The 13,046-nt window shown below is 72.6% G+C and carries 13 protein-coding genes; 9 read left to right on the top strand and 4 right to left on the bottom strand.

Translation table 11 applies throughout. The features are described from left to right. Window positions 1-250: 250 nt before the first annotated feature. From AC13HU_RS17810 to AC13HU_RS17835, 6 genes are all read left to right on the top strand, one after another. Window positions 251-1,093, top strand: coding sequence for a nitrilase-related carbon-nitrogen hydrolase (locus tag AC13HU_RS17810; RefSeq protein ID WP_483042868.1), 843 nt, complete (start codon window positions 251-253; stop codon window positions 1,091-1,093). Window positions 1,094-1,097: 4 nt separating this feature from the next. Further along, on the top strand, window positions 1,098-2,558 hold the full coding sequence (locus AC13HU_RS17815; protein WP_483042869.1) for an aspartate aminotransferase family protein: 1,461 nt from the start codon (window positions 1,098-1,100) through the stop codon (window positions 2,556-2,558). Next, window positions 2,555-3,955 carry a dihydropyrimidinase gene (hydA, locus tag AC13HU_RS17820; protein ID WP_483042870.1) on the top strand — a complete coding sequence of 467 codons (1,401 nt, stop codon included), beginning with the start codon at window positions 2,555-2,557 and terminating at the stop codon, window positions 3,953-3,955. Before AC13HU_RS17815 ends, hydA begins: the two co-directional genes overlap by 4 nt. Window positions 3,956-4,025: 70 nt before the next feature. Further along, window positions 4,026-5,036 (top strand): TIGR03842 family LLM class F420-dependent oxidoreductase, encoded by a 1,011-nt coding sequence (locus AC13HU_RS17825; RefSeq protein ID WP_483042871.1) that lies wholly within the window; start codon window positions 4,026-4,028, stop codon window positions 5,034-5,036. A 102-nt stretch (window positions 5,037-5,138) separates the two neighbouring features. Next, window positions 5,139-6,068 (top strand): inositol monophosphatase family protein, encoded by a 930-nt coding sequence (locus AC13HU_RS17830; RefSeq protein ID WP_483042872.1) that lies wholly within the window; start codon window positions 5,139-5,141, stop codon window positions 6,066-6,068. Window positions 6,069-6,079: 11 nt separating this feature from the next. After that, window positions 6,080-7,498 carry a phytoene desaturase family protein gene (locus AC13HU_RS17835; protein WP_483042879.1) on the top strand — a complete coding sequence of 473 codons (1,419 nt, stop codon included), beginning with the start codon at window positions 6,080-6,082 and terminating at the stop codon, window positions 7,496-7,498. A gap of 107 nt (window positions 7,499-7,605) precedes the next feature. Here the strand turns inward: AC13HU_RS17835 and AC13HU_RS17840 are convergent, their stop codons facing one another. Both AC13HU_RS17840 and AC13HU_RS17845 read right to left on the bottom strand, forming a co-directional pair. Next, a complete protein-coding gene (locus tag AC13HU_RS17840; RefSeq protein ID WP_483042873.1) occupies window positions 7,606-8,076 on the bottom strand; it encodes a PGPGW domain-containing protein in 471 nt (156 codons plus the stop codon). 80 nt (window positions 8,077-8,156) lie between these two features. Further along, window positions 8,157-9,002 carry a helix-turn-helix transcriptional regulator gene (locus tag AC13HU_RS17845; RefSeq protein ID WP_483042874.1) on the bottom strand — a complete coding sequence of 282 codons (846 nt, stop codon included), beginning with the start codon at window positions 9,000-9,002 and terminating at the stop codon, window positions 8,157-8,159. A gap of 528 nt (window positions 9,003-9,530) precedes the next feature. Between AC13HU_RS17845 and AC13HU_RS17850 the strand changes: the two genes are divergently transcribed. After that, the gene (locus AC13HU_RS17850; RefSeq protein ID WP_483042875.1) at window positions 9,531-9,953 is read left to right on the top strand and encodes a DinB family protein; all 423 of its coding nucleotides are present in this window, start codon (window positions 9,531-9,533) and stop codon (window positions 9,951-9,953) included. Between the two features lie 33 nt (window positions 9,954-9,986). Here AC13HU_RS17850 and AC13HU_RS17855 read toward each other — a convergent pair whose 3' ends face one another. Next, window positions 9,987-10,403 carry a hypothetical protein gene (locus tag AC13HU_RS17855; RefSeq protein WP_483042876.1) on the bottom strand — a complete coding sequence of 139 codons (417 nt, stop codon included), beginning with the start codon at window positions 10,401-10,403 and terminating at the stop codon, window positions 9,987-9,989. A 238-nt stretch (window positions 10,404-10,641) separates the two neighbouring features. Here AC13HU_RS17855 and AC13HU_RS17860 point away from each other — a divergent pair, with 238 nt between their 5' ends. After that, on the top strand, window positions 10,642-11,121 hold the full coding sequence (locus AC13HU_RS17860; RefSeq protein ID WP_483042877.1) for an SCP2 sterol-binding domain-containing protein: 480 nt from the start codon (window positions 10,642-10,644) through the stop codon (window positions 11,119-11,121). A gap of 13 nt (window positions 11,122-11,134) precedes the next feature. Here the strand turns inward: AC13HU_RS17860 and AC13HU_RS17865 are convergent, their stop codons facing one another. After that, the gene (locus AC13HU_RS17865; protein ID WP_483042878.1) at window positions 11,135-11,677 is read right to left on the bottom strand and encodes an NUDIX domain-containing protein; all 543 of its coding nucleotides are present in this window, start codon (window positions 11,675-11,677) and stop codon (window positions 11,135-11,137) included. 117 nt (window positions 11,678-11,794) lie between these two features. On the opposite strand from AC13HU_RS17865, the gene AC13HU_RS17870 reads away from it, so the two are divergent. Beyond that, the gene (locus AC13HU_RS17870; RefSeq protein WP_483042880.1) at window positions 11,795-12,916 is read left to right on the top strand and encodes a glycerate kinase; all 1,122 of its coding nucleotides are present in this window, start codon (window positions 11,795-11,797) and stop codon (window positions 12,914-12,916) included. Window positions 12,917-13,046: the final 130 nt, after the last annotated feature.

Raw genomic sequence — 13,046 nt, forward strand, 5'->3', positions numbered from 1 at the left:
CCCGTACCCGTACCCGCACCCGCGCCGTCCGACCGCACCCCGCACCGACGCCGCGCCGTACCGAACCCGCCCGCGCACCCGCCCGCGCCCGCGCGGATGCGCCGTAGGGGGCGGGCGGATGCGAAACAAGCCCGTCGTCGGCTGGTAACCGCAGGGGCCTTGCCAGAGTGGGGCGAGGGATTTACGTTCGTCGGACGGCTGGGATCTACGGGCGTAGAACCGACGTGACGTCACGTCAGAGGAGCTGCGGATGAGCAACGTCGTCAGGGCCGCCTTGGTGCAGGCCACCTGGACCGGGGACACCGAGTCGATGATCGCCAAGCACGAGGAGCACGTGCGGGCCGCGGCCGCGCAGGGTGCGAAGGTGATCGGGTTCCAGGAGGTGTTCAACGCCCCCTACTTCTGCCAGGTCCAGGAGGCAGAGCACTACCGGTGGGCCGAACCGGTGCCGGACGGCCCGACGGTGCGCCGGATGCAGGCGCTCGCCAAGGAGACCGGCATGGTCATGGTGGTGCCGGTCTTCGAGATCGAGCAGTCCGGGTTCTACTACAACACCGCCGCGGTGATCGACGCCGACGGCAGCTACCTCGGCAAGTACCGCAAGCACCACATCCCGCAGGTCAAGGGCTTCTGGGAGAAGTACTACTTCAAGCCCGGCAACGTCGGCTGGCCGGTCTTCGACACCGCCGTCGGCCGGATCGGCGTGTACATCTGTTACGACCGGCACTTCCCCGAGGGCTGGCGCGCCCTGGGCCTGGCCGGCGCGCAGCTCGTCTACAACCCCTCGGCCACCAGCCGCGGCCTGTCGGCGTACCTGTGGCAGCTGGAGCAGCCCGCCGCGGCGGTCGCGAACGAGTACTTCATCGCGGCGATCAACCGGGTCGGCGTCGAGCCGTACGGCGACAACGACTTCTACGGCACCAGCTACTTCGTGGACCCGCGCGGCCAACTCGTGGACGGCGCCGCCTCCGACACCAAGGAGGAACTGCTCGTCCGCGACCTCGACTTCGACCTGATCGACGAGGTCCGGCAGACCTGGGCGTTCTACCGCGACCGCAGGCCGGACGCCTACGGCGACCTGACGGAGGCGTGAGCAGATGGCCACCGCGACCCAGAGCGCGCACGCCGCGCTGTACGCCCGCCACCAGGCGGTACTGCCCGACTGGTTGGCCACCTACTACGCCCGGCCGATCGAGCTGACGCACGGCGAGGGCCGCCACGTCTGGGACGCCGAGGGACGGCGCTACCTGGACTTCTTCGGCGGCATCCTCACCACGATGACCGCGCACGCGCTGCCCGAGGTGACCGCCGCCGTCACCGAGCAGGCCGGGAAGATCCTGCACACCTCGACGCTCTACCTCAGCCGGCAGGCCGTCGAGTTGGCCGAGCGGATCGCCCATCTGTCCGGCATCCCGGACGCCCGGGTCTTCTTCACCACCTCCGGCACCGAGGCGAACGACACCGCGCTGCTGCTGGCCACCACCTACCGCCGCTCCAACCAGGTGCTGGCGCTGCGCAACAGCTATCACGGCCGGTCCTTCACCTCCATCGGCATCACCGGCAACTCCGCCTGGTCGCCGACCAGCCTCTCCCCGCTCCAGACGCTCTACGTGCACGGCGGGGTCCGCACCCGCGGCCCGTACGCGCACCTGACCGACGCCGAGTTCATCGCGGCGTGCGTCGAGGACCTGGAGGACCTGCTCGGGCAGGCGAACGGCACGATCGCGGCGCTGATCGCCGAACCGGTGCAGGGCGTCGGCGGGTTCACCTCCGGGCCGGACGGGCTGCTGGCCGCGTTCAAGCGGGTGCTGGACCGGCACGGCATCCTGTGGATCACCGACGAGGTGCAGACCGGCTGGGGCCGTACCGGCGACCACTTCTGGGGCTGGCAGGCGCACGACGCGGCCGGCCCGCCGGACATCCTCACCTTCGCCAAGGGCATCGGCAACGGCCTGTCCATGGGCGGCGTGGTGGCCCGCGCCGAGGTGATGAACTGCCTGGACGCCAACTCCATCTCCACCTTCGGCGGCAGCCCGATCACCACCGCGGGCGCGCTCGCCAACCTCGCCTACCTGCTCGAACACGACCTCCAGGGCAACGCCCGCCGGGTCGGCGGCCTGCTCAGGTCCCGGCTGGACGCGGTCGCCGCGCGCAGCGCCATCGTCCGCGAGGTGCGCGGCCGCGGCCTGATGCTCGGGATGGAACTGGTCGAACCCGGCACCGACATCCCGTCGCCGGCCGCCGCCTCCCTCGTCCTCGAAGCCGCCCGCGAGCACGGCCTGCTGATCGGCAAGGGCGGCCGGGCGGGCAACGCGCTGCGGATCGCCCCGCCGCTGACCCTCACGGTGGCCGAGGCGGAGGAGGGCGCCGACGCCCTGAGCGCGGCCCTGAGCGCCGCGCAGGCCGAGTTGGAGAAGTCGTCCGGGCCGGAGCAGGCCCCGCAGAAGGCATCCGCGCAGGCGTCCGCACCGAAGTCGTCCGCGCAGGTGTCCGCGCCGGAGACATCCGGACCGGAGTCGTCCGCACCGTCCGTACCGGAGAAGGGGGCCGCGCGATGACCCGCACGCTCATCCGCGGCGGCCTGGTGATCACCGCCGCCGACGAGGTCCACGCCGACGTGCTGATCGAGGGCGGGCGGATCGCCGCGCTCGCCGCCCACGACAGCGACACCGCGGCCGGCTGGACCGCCGACACCGTCATCGACGCCACCGACCGCTACGTCATCCCGGGCGGCGTCGACGCGCACACCCACATGGAGATGCCGTTCGGCGGCACCGTCGCCTCGGACTCCTTCGAGACCGGCACCCGCGCCGCCGCCTGGGGCGGCACCACCACCATCGTGGACTTCGCCATCCAGCAGGTCGGCGGCAGCCTGCGGGCCGGCCTCGACGCCTGGCACGCGAAGGCCGACGCGCGGTGCGCGATCGACTACGGCTTCCACATGATCGTCGCCGACGTCAACGAGCCGGTGCTCAAGGAGATGGACCTCCTCGTCGAGGAGGGCGTCACCAGCTTCAAGCTCTTCATGGCCTACCCCGGCGTCTTCTACAGCGACGACGGCCGGATTCTGCGGACGATGCAGCGTGCGGCGGCCAACGGCGGCCTGATCATGACGCACGCCGAGAACGGCATCGCCATCGACGTACTGGTCCAGCAGGCGCTCGCCGCGGGGAAGACCGACCCGCGCTACCACGGCGAGGTCCGGCACGCGCTGCTGGAGGCCGAGGCGACCCACCGCGCCATCCAGCTCGCCCGGGTCGCGGGCGCACCGCTGTACGTGGTGCACGTCTCCGCGCAGCAGGCGGTCGCCGAGCTGATCACGGCCCGCGACCAGGGCCTGCCGGTCTTCGGCGAGACCTGCCCGCAGTACCTGTTCCTGTCCACCGACAACCTCGCCGAACCCGGCTTCGAGGGCAGCAAGTACGTGTGCAGCACCCCGCTGCGGCCGCGCGAGCACCAAGCGGCGCTGTGGCAGGGCCTGCGCACCGACGACCTCCAGGTGGTCTCCACCGACCACTGCCCGTTCTGCTTCACCGGGCAGAAGGACATCGGCGTCGGCGACTTCTCCAAGATCCCCAACGGCCTGCCCGGGGTGGAGAACCGGATGGACCTGCTGCACCAGGCCGTCCTCGACGGCCACCTCACCCGCCGTCGCTGGATCGAGATCGCCTGTGCCACCCCGGCCCGGATGTTCGGCCTCTACCCGCGCAAGGGCACGCTCACGCCCGGCGCCGACGCCGACGTGGTGGTCTACGACCCGCACGCCGAGCAGGTGATCTCGGCGCAGACCCATCACATGAACGTCGACTACAGCGCCTACGAGGGCCGCCGGATCACCGGGCGGGCACAGACCGTGTTCTCCCGCGGGGTGCCGGTGATCCAGGACGGCGCGTACGTCGGCCGGGCCGGGCACGGGCAGTACGTGCCGCGCGGCACCTGCCAGTTCCTCGGCTGACGTCGTTCGGCGCCCGCCGAACTCCGCCAACCCCCTGCGAACCTCCCCACGTTGAAGGAGCGGTGCCGCCATGGACTTCGGACTCGTCCTGCAGACCGACCCGCCCGCGTCGAACGTCGTCGGCCTGATGCGCCGCGCCGAGCGCAACGGCTTCAGCCACGGCTGGACCTTCGACTCCGCCGTGCTGTGGCAGGAGCCGTTCGTCATCCACAGCCGCATCCTCGACCACACCGACCGGCTCACCGTCGGCACCATGGTCACCAACCCCGGCACCCGCACCTGGGAGGTGACCGCCTCCACCTTCGCCACCCTCAACTCGATGTACGGCAACCGCACGGTGTGCGGCATCGGCCGCGGCGACTCCGCGATGCGGGTGGCGGGCCGCCCGCCCAACACGCTCGCCCGGCTCGGCGAGGCGATCACCGTGATCCGCGATCTCGCGGAGGGCCGCGAGGCGACCGTCGACGGCACCGCGCTGCGGCTGCCGTGGGTGGAAGGCGGCGAACTGCCGGTGTGGATGGCCGCCTACGGGCCGAAGGCGCTCGCCATGGCGGGGGAGAAGGCCGACGGCTTCATCCTCCAACTCGCCGACGTCTACCTCACCGAGCAGATGGTCAAGGCGGTGCGCGCCGCCGCCGAGCGGGCCGGCCGCGACCCGGCCTCGGTCACCATCTGCGTGGCCGCCCCCGCGTATGTCACCGACGGTTCGGCGGAGGGCCTCGCGCATGCCCGCGAGCAGTGCCGCTGGTTCGGGGGGATGGTCGGCAACCACGTCGCCGATCTCGTCGGCCGCTACGGCGAGCACTCCGCCCTCGTGCCCGACGAGTTGACCGCCTACGTCAAGCAGCGCCAGGGCTACGACTACGCGCACCACGGGCGGACCGGCAACCCCGACACCGCGTTCGTGCCCGACGACATCGTGGACCGCTTCTGCGTCCTCGGCCCGCCCCAGGCGCACCTCGACAAGCTCGCCGCTCTCCGCGATCTCGGCGTGGACCAGTTCGCGCTCTACGCGATGCACGACGCGAAGGAAGCGGTGGTGGACGCCTACGGCGAGCACGTCATCCCGGCGCTGCGGTAACGACCTGGTCGTAACCCGCCGCTGGGATTTGCCGCCGTCCCCGTGTGCGGGTGCACTCCGGCACCGTGACGGCGGGAGACCGTTGTCTGGTTGGATGGCCGCATGGCCAACGATGCTGATGCGGTCGATGACGCGCTCCTCGCCGCTGTCGAGGAGACGGTCAGGGACGTGGTGGCGGCAGAGGTCGTCCCCCGTTGGCGGCAACTGACGGCTGCGGACGTGGTGGAGAAGCACGGTCCGCACGACCTGGTCACCACCGCCGACCGGCGGGCCGAGGAGGTCCTCACCGAGCGGCTCCCCGCGCTGCTGCCCGGCTCGGTCGTGGTCGGCGAGGAAGCGGTCGCCGCGGACCCGTCCCTGCTGGAACTGCTGCGCGGCGACGCCCCGGTGTGGGTGATCGACCCGGTCGACGGCACCTCGGCGTTCGTCCGCGGCGACAAAGGGTTCTCCACGCTGGTGAGCCTGGTGTGCGGCGGAGTGCCGGTGGCCTCCTGGACGTACGCCCCGCAGCTCGGCCTGTTCGCCACGGCTCGGCGCGGCCGGGGCGCGTACCTCGACGGCGAGCGGCTTCGTACCGCCGGCGACCGGGAACCGCTGCGGATATGGATCTCCAACCCCGTCGTCCGTGACGAGGGGGAGCGTGCCGCGCTGGAGCGGCTGGAGGCCGCGGGCGTCGAGACGGTGCCGTGCACCACGAGCGCGGGGCTGGGCTATCTGGAGGTGGCCCGGGGGATCGCGGACGGGGTGGCGTTCTTCTGGGAGGCGCCCTGGGACCACTCCGCGGGGCTGCTGCTGGTCTCGGAGGCGGGCGGCGCGAGCCTGACGCCGACGGGGGAGCCGTTCCGCGTGGCCGGGGGCAACCGGCTGCCGTTCACGGTGGCCCGGGACGAGGCGACCGCGCGGCGGGTGGTGCGCACCCTGGGAGTCGGGTTCGCCGCGGACGGCGAGAGCACCGCGGACCGCGAAGGAACCGGAAACACCTCGAGCACCGAGAACGCGGGGACCGACGGCCGGGAAGGCGGTGCGCGGTGAGCCGGGCGGTCGTGGTCGACGCGGTCGTGGTCGGCGCCGGCCCCAACGGGCTGACCGCCGCGGTCGAACTCGCCCGCGCGGGCCTGTCCGTACAGGTCTACGAGGCGGCCGACACCGTCGGCGGCGGCGCCCGTACCGAGGAGTTGACGCTTCCCGGCTTCCGCCACGACCCCTGCTCGGCCGTCCACCCCTTCGGTATCGGCTCGCCAGTCTTCCGCACGCTGCCGCTGGCCCGGCACGGCCTGGAGTGGCTCCAGCCGCGGGTGCCGATGGCGCACCCCTTCCCCGACGGCACCGCGGCCGTGCTGGCCCGTACGGTCGGCGAGACCGCGGCCTCGCTCGGGCCGCGCGACGCACCCGCCTACCGCAAGCTGCTCGCCCCGTACGTCGGCCACTGGGAGACCATGGCCGCCGACTTCTTCCGGCCGCCGTGGTCGGGGCTGCCCAAGGACCCTTACCGTTTCGCCCGGTTCGGGCTCACCGGTCTGCCGCCGGTCGGGCTGCTGGCGTATCGGTTCCACGACGCGAAGGCGCGGGCGATGCTCGCGGGCCTGGCCGGGCACGCCATCGCCCGCCTCAGCGAGCCGCTCACCGGCGCCATGGCCCTGATGTTCGCGCTCGCCGCGCACGAACGCGGCTGGCCGGTGGCGCGCGGGGGCTCCCAGGCGATCAGCGACGCGCTCGCCGCCCACCTCACCGAACTCGGCGGCGTCATCACCACCGGCGTGACCGTACGCAAGCTCGACGAGCTCCCGCCCGCCCGCGCCTACGTCTTCGACACCTCGCCCACCGCGCTGGCCCGGATCGCCGCGCTCGGCGACGTCTACCGCGGCTACCGCTACGGGCCGTCCGTCTTCAAGATCGACTACGCGCTGGACGGCCCCGTGCCGTGGACCGCGCCCGTCGCCCGGGAGGCCGGCACCGTCCACATCGGCCCCACGTACACGGAGATCGGCGACGCCCTCAACCGCGCCGTCACCGGCCGCCCGCCGCAGACGCCCTTCCTCATCACCGCCCAGCCCAGCGTGGTCGACCCGTCCCGCGCACCCGAGGGCAAGCACGTCTTCTGGGCGTACGGCCATGTCCCGCGCGGCTGGCACGGCGACGCCACCGACGCCGTCGAGCGGCAGATCGAACGCTTCGCGCCCGGCTTCCGCGACCTCGTGCTCGCCCGCACGGTGACCGGCCCCGCCGGGCTCGCCGCCCGCAACGCCAACTACATCGAGGGCGACATCGCCTGCGGCGCGTTCTCCGGACTGCAGACCGTGCTGCGGCCCCGGCTCGCCGCGATCCCGTACGCCACGCCCCGCCCCGGGGTCTTCCTCTGCTCCGCCGCGACCCCGCCCGGTCCGGGCGTGCACGGCATGAGCGGCCACAACGCGGCGAAGGCGGTGCTGCGCCACCTGCGGCGCGCGGCGGCCCGCCGGTAGTTCCGCTGCCGCCGGTACGTGGCGCGGCCGGTACGTAGCGACGACGACAACGCGCGCCGCCGGTAAGCCGCCGGTAGGTCGTCGGCAAGCCGCCGGTACGTCGCAGGTCAGGAGCCGTGTACCCGGCGGTGGCTCCACATCAGCAGTCCGAGCAGCACCAGGCCGGAGAGGATCAGGCTGGACCCGGTGCTCCAGCCGCCGAAGGGCAGCCGGGACACCAGGCGCGTGCCCCAGACGACCCCGGCTCCGATCAGCCCGAGGCCGACCAGCGCGGTGCCGGCGATCCGCCACCGCGAGGCCACGCTCGCTTCGACGCCCTGCATCGCCCGGACCCGTACCGGCTCCTCGAACCGGGCCACCGCGGGCATGGCCCGCGAGAGCAGCACCAACCCGGCGAGCACCAGCAGCATGCCCGGCCCCGGCAGCACCAGCAGCGCCACCCCGACGAGCAGCAGGACACTTCCGGCGCTGCCCAGCAGCACCCGCTTGGCCGGGTGGAGGCGCCGGGCCGGCTCCGTCTCGTCGGGCTCGCCGCTCCCCCCGGTCCTGCCTTCTCCCGCCCGCCGCGCCGCGTTCACTCTTTCACCGTAACGGCCCGGCGCGCGGGGAGCGCGGCAACGCGCCTGGTGGCGCGGCCCGGCCATGGGTGCGGAGCGGTTCAGCCGCGGGTCAGCTCCTGGAGGCCGACCACCCGCAGCAGCCCCAGCCGCTCGTAGGACCTGCTGCCCGGGCGGGCGGTGTAGACGATCAGCCGCTGGTCGTGCTCCGGGTTGAGCAGCACCTCGCAGTCCAGCTCCAGCAGGCCGACGACCGAGTGCAGGATGCGTTTGACGTCGGAGCGGCGCACGGCGACCTGGTGGTCGTCCCACAGCGCCGAGAACTCCGCGCTGCGGTCACGGAGCCGGCGCACGAGCGCCGCCAGCCGCGCGTCGTCCGGGCGGCGGGCGAAGGTCGCGCGCAGGTCCGCCACCGAGACGCGGGCGGCACGGTCGCGGTCCTCGGCCGGGAAGAGGTCCCGCGCGGCGGGGTCGGTGAAGTAGCGCCAGACGATGTTGCGTTCCACCTCGGGGCGGGCGGACGCGTCGCCGTGCAGCGCCTTGGCCATCGCATTCTGCGCGAGGACGTCGCCGCGGTCGCTCACCACCTGGGCGGGGGTGTCGGTCAGCCGGTCGAGGACGAGCAGCAGGCCGGGGCGGACATGCTCCGTGGCCGGCCGGCCGCCGTGCGGGGGCTCCTCGCCGGCCAGGTGGAAGAGGTGGTCCCGCTCGTCGCCGGTCAGCCGCAGCGCGCGGGCGACGGCGGCCAGCATCTGCCGGGACGGGCGCGAGCCCCTGGCCTGCTCGAGCCGCGTGTAGTGGTCGGTGGACATGCCCGCCAGCTGCGACACCTCCTCGCGGCGCAGTCCCGGGGTGCGGCGCCGCGGGCCCTCGGAGAGCCCCACGTCGGCAGGGGAGAGCCGGGTACGGCAGCGGCGCAGGAAGTCGGCCAGTTCGGTTCTGTCCACATCTCCACCATGCCCCGGCACGCCGGGCACATCCAGGGACCGGCTGTCCCTGGATGAGGACGTCCCTCCCGCCGGCACCCGCACCGCCGCAGGCTGGGAACCGGACGCGGCGCCCGGCGCGACAGAGACATCCGCCTTCCGCCTTCTGCCTTCCACGGATGTGCCGGGAATTCGAGCCGTTCATGCTCTCCTGATTTTTTCGCGGAGAACATCCGCAATACGTCCCAACGCGTCCGCAACGCGTCCGCAACACGTTCACGACACGTCCACGACAGGATCGACGAGATCGTCCCACCGGCACCGACATCGGCACGCTCGACCAGGCGTATGTGCCGCCGACGCTCCAGCAGGTGAGCCTGCGCCGCCGGGCCGGTCGACGAAAGCACCGCCGGCCGATATTCTCCGGACCCGCGTCTATACGGGAGTTGGACCGACCGGGAAATGGAGGGTGGGAGAAGGAGCGGGTCGAGGGCCGCGTCTGGGCAGAACCACGGCTTCGCGGCGGCGGCGCGCGGCGAGCGGAAGGACATGGGGATCTGGGCGGACCACCCGGTGGCCGCGGGGGAGGACCCGGGCCGGGTGTTCGCCGCGTCCGGCGCCGAGGTGGTGGCCGCGTTCGCGGCGATCGAGGAACTGCCGGGCAGCCGGATATGGCTGCCCGAGGTCCGGCCCGAGCCGCTGCGTGCCGAGGTGGCGGTCGGCTTCCAGCTCGTGGACACCGTCGTGCAGGCGTGGGATGTGGCCAAGTCCATCGGTGCGCAGGCCGAGTTCGGCTCGGACCTGCTCGCTGCCGTGCTGCCGATCGCGCTGGCGGTGCCGGGCGGCGCGGCGCGGACGGCGGAGGGCGCGGCGTTCGCGCCCGGGCTGGAGACGCCCGAAGGGGCCGCGACCCTGGACCGCATCGTGGCGGTGCTGGGTCGCGACCCCCGCTGGGCCGCCGCTACGACCTGACCGTGTGATCAGACGTACGGCGTGACCGGGTGATCAGCTGGTCGGGTAGCCGTAGCCCTGGCCGGGCTGGGCACCCGGCTGCTGCGGGTAGCCGTAACCGGGCTCCGGCTGCTGGTAGTTGGGCTGCTGCTGGTAGCCGATCTGCGGCTGCTGGTAGCCGATCTGCGCAGGCTGGCCGCCGATCGGGAACGCGCCGTTGGGGTCGCGCACCTCGGACAGCGCGCGCTTGAAGATGACCTTGCTGAAGTAGCCGCCGCCGCCGAATATGCAGAGGATGACGTACCAGAACTTCTCCGCGCCGGTCATCTCGACCAGGCCGTACTCGCTCAGCGCCTTCTTCGCGGGCACCTTGGCGATGTAGTAGATGCCGAAGTAGATGCAGCCGAGGACGTACCAGAACTTCTCCGCACCGGTGTTGGTGCCGTGTCCGAGGTACTGCCGTTCTGCCATGGGACTTTCTGCCTTCTGTCGCTCGTGATGGGGAGAGTCAGGGACTGCTCGACTCCTGTCGGAGCGATGCCAGATGGGCTGCCGCCAAGCGGAAAGCCGTTGTCCCCCGTGTGGCGGAATTCTATGTGGACAGGAGCACAGATGTCCCGTCCAAACCCGGAAGCCTTGCCACGTGGATGGTATGTCAATAATCTTACTCGCTGGTAAGGTTACTCCGGAGTCGGGAAGAGGAGTTCGCATGGCGGCACTTGATGATCTCGATCTGGAGGCGCTGGAGTTTGGATCGGTGGAGCCCCGGGAGTTCGCCCGGATCGTGAAGGGCCTGCCCGGCCGGCGGATCGCCGAGTTGATGGCCGGGCCGCAGCGCCGCCGGGTGCTGGACGAGGTGTTCGGGCGGATGCACACCCTGTTCAAGCCCGAGGCCGCGGGCAGCCGGGACGCCCTGATCCGCTGGCGGATCACCGAGAACGGCATCGAGGCAGGCGCGGGCGACGACGTCTACGAAACGCACATCGCCCGGGGCGCCTGCACCGTCACTCCCGAACGCACCGACCGCACACCGCAGTTGAGCCTCACGATGGCAGCGCCGGAGTTCCTGAAACTCGTCTCGGGCAACGCCTCGGGGCCGACCCTGTTCTTCACCCGCAAGCTGAAGGTGAAGGGCGACATCCGGCTGGCCGGCGGCCTCACCTACTTCTTCGACATCCCGAAGGCGTGAGCCGCCGCGGCGGTCAACCCCGCGCCGGATCAGCCGAGTCGGCCGAGTCTGCGGGGTCGGCCGGATCGGCCGGGGCTCCGTCGACCAGCTCGACGGGTCCGGTGCCTGCCGCCAGCGCGGCCAGCCCGGCGCGGATGCGGCGTGCGCCGTTCGCATACAGGTACTGCTCCAGGTCGTCGGGCGCAACCAGCCGCCAGGAGTCCAGCTCCTCCTCCTGTAGCCGGATCGCGCCGAGTTCCTCGTCGCCGAGCACGCCACCGTCGTAGAGGTAGATCACCAACGGCGGCCGCGCGGTCCCGTCGATCCAGTCCACCGCGAGCAGCGCGCCCGGCCGCACGTCCAGGCCGATCTCCTCCAGGGTCTCCCGGCGGGCACCCTGCCGCGGGTTCTCGCCCCGGTCCGACTCGATGGTGCCGCCCGGCAGTGTCCAGGTGCCGTCGTCCCGGTAGTTCGGCTCGACCAGCAGGACCCGGCCGTCGGCCGACCGGAACAGGGTGCTCGCGCTGGCCAGGATCTTCGGCAGCGAGGCGATGTACGTGGCGTAGTCGGTGGTCATACGCACCAACCTACGGGGCGTGCACCGCAGGTGGGATAGGGTCCGGAACGGCGCGACGTTCCGTTTCGGATCAGGAGAATTCACGTGTCCGACGCAGTAGGACGGCAGGCAGGGCATGTGCTCGTTGCCGTGGACAAGTTCAAGGGCTCGCTGACCGCGGTCGAGGTGGCCGCCCATGTCACGGCCGGGCTGCGCCAGGTCGCACCCGAGGCGACCGTCACGTCACTTCCGGTGGCCGACGGGGGCGACGGCACCGTGGACGCGGCGGTGGCCGGCGGGTTCGAGCGCCGCACCGCGCGGGTGACCGGTCCACTCGGCGAGCCGGTCGAGGCCGCGTACGCGCTGCGCGAGGGCACCGCGGTGGTCGAGATGGCCGAGGCGTCCGGGCTGCGGCACCTGCCGCCCGGGGTCTTCGCGCCGCTCACCGCCACCACCTACGGCACCGGTGAGCTGCTGCGGGCCGCACTCGACGCCGGTGCCCGCACCATCGTGCTCGGGGTCGGCGGCAGCGCCACCACCGACGGCGGCGCGGGCATGCTCAGCGCGCTCGGCGCGCGGCTGCTGGACGCCGAGGGGGTGCCGATCGCCCCCGGTGGCGCCGCGCTGGCCTCGCTCGCCACCGCCGACCTGTCCGCGCTGGACCCGCGGCTGGCCGACACCGAGATCGTGCTCGCCAGCGACGTCGACAACCCGCTGCGCGGGCCCAAGGGCGCCGCCGCCGTCTACGGGCCGCAGAAGGGCGCCTCCGAGGACGACGTGGCGCTCCTGGACGGTGCGCTCGGGCAGTACGCCGCCGTGCTCGGCGCCACCCTCGGGGGTGCCGCGCTCAGCGCCGCGGACGCGCCCGGGGCGGGTGCTGCCGGCGGGATCGGCTACGGCGCCCTCGTCGGGCTGCACGCGTCCTTCCGGCCCGGGATAGACGTCCTGCTCGACGTCCTCGGGTTCGCCGCCGCCCTCGCCCGGGCCGATCTCGTCATCACGGGAGAGGGTTCGCTCGACGCCCAGACACTGCACGGCAAGGCGCCGGTCGGGGTCGCCGCCGCTGCCCGCGCCGCCGGGATTCCCGTCGCCGCGGTGTGCGGGCGCCTCACGCTTTCTCCTGCGGAGCTTGCGGGCGTCGGGATTTCCCGGGCCTACGCACTCGCCGAACTGGAACCCGACGTCCAGCGGTCCATGGCGGAGGCCGGCCCTCTGCTCGAGCGTGCCGCCGCCGCCCTCGCCCGGGATTTCCTGGGGTAACCAACCCCCAGGCTGCCCCCGTCCTGCCGGTTACGGGACCACCCGTGAGTGGTGGCTTGTCGCGCAGGTCCTCCCCCTGGCTTTGCCGGGAGGTACCCCAGCGCCTCCTTCGGCTACACGCCGTCGGGGC

It is taken from the genome of Streptomyces sp. NH27 (assembly GCF_056859195.1).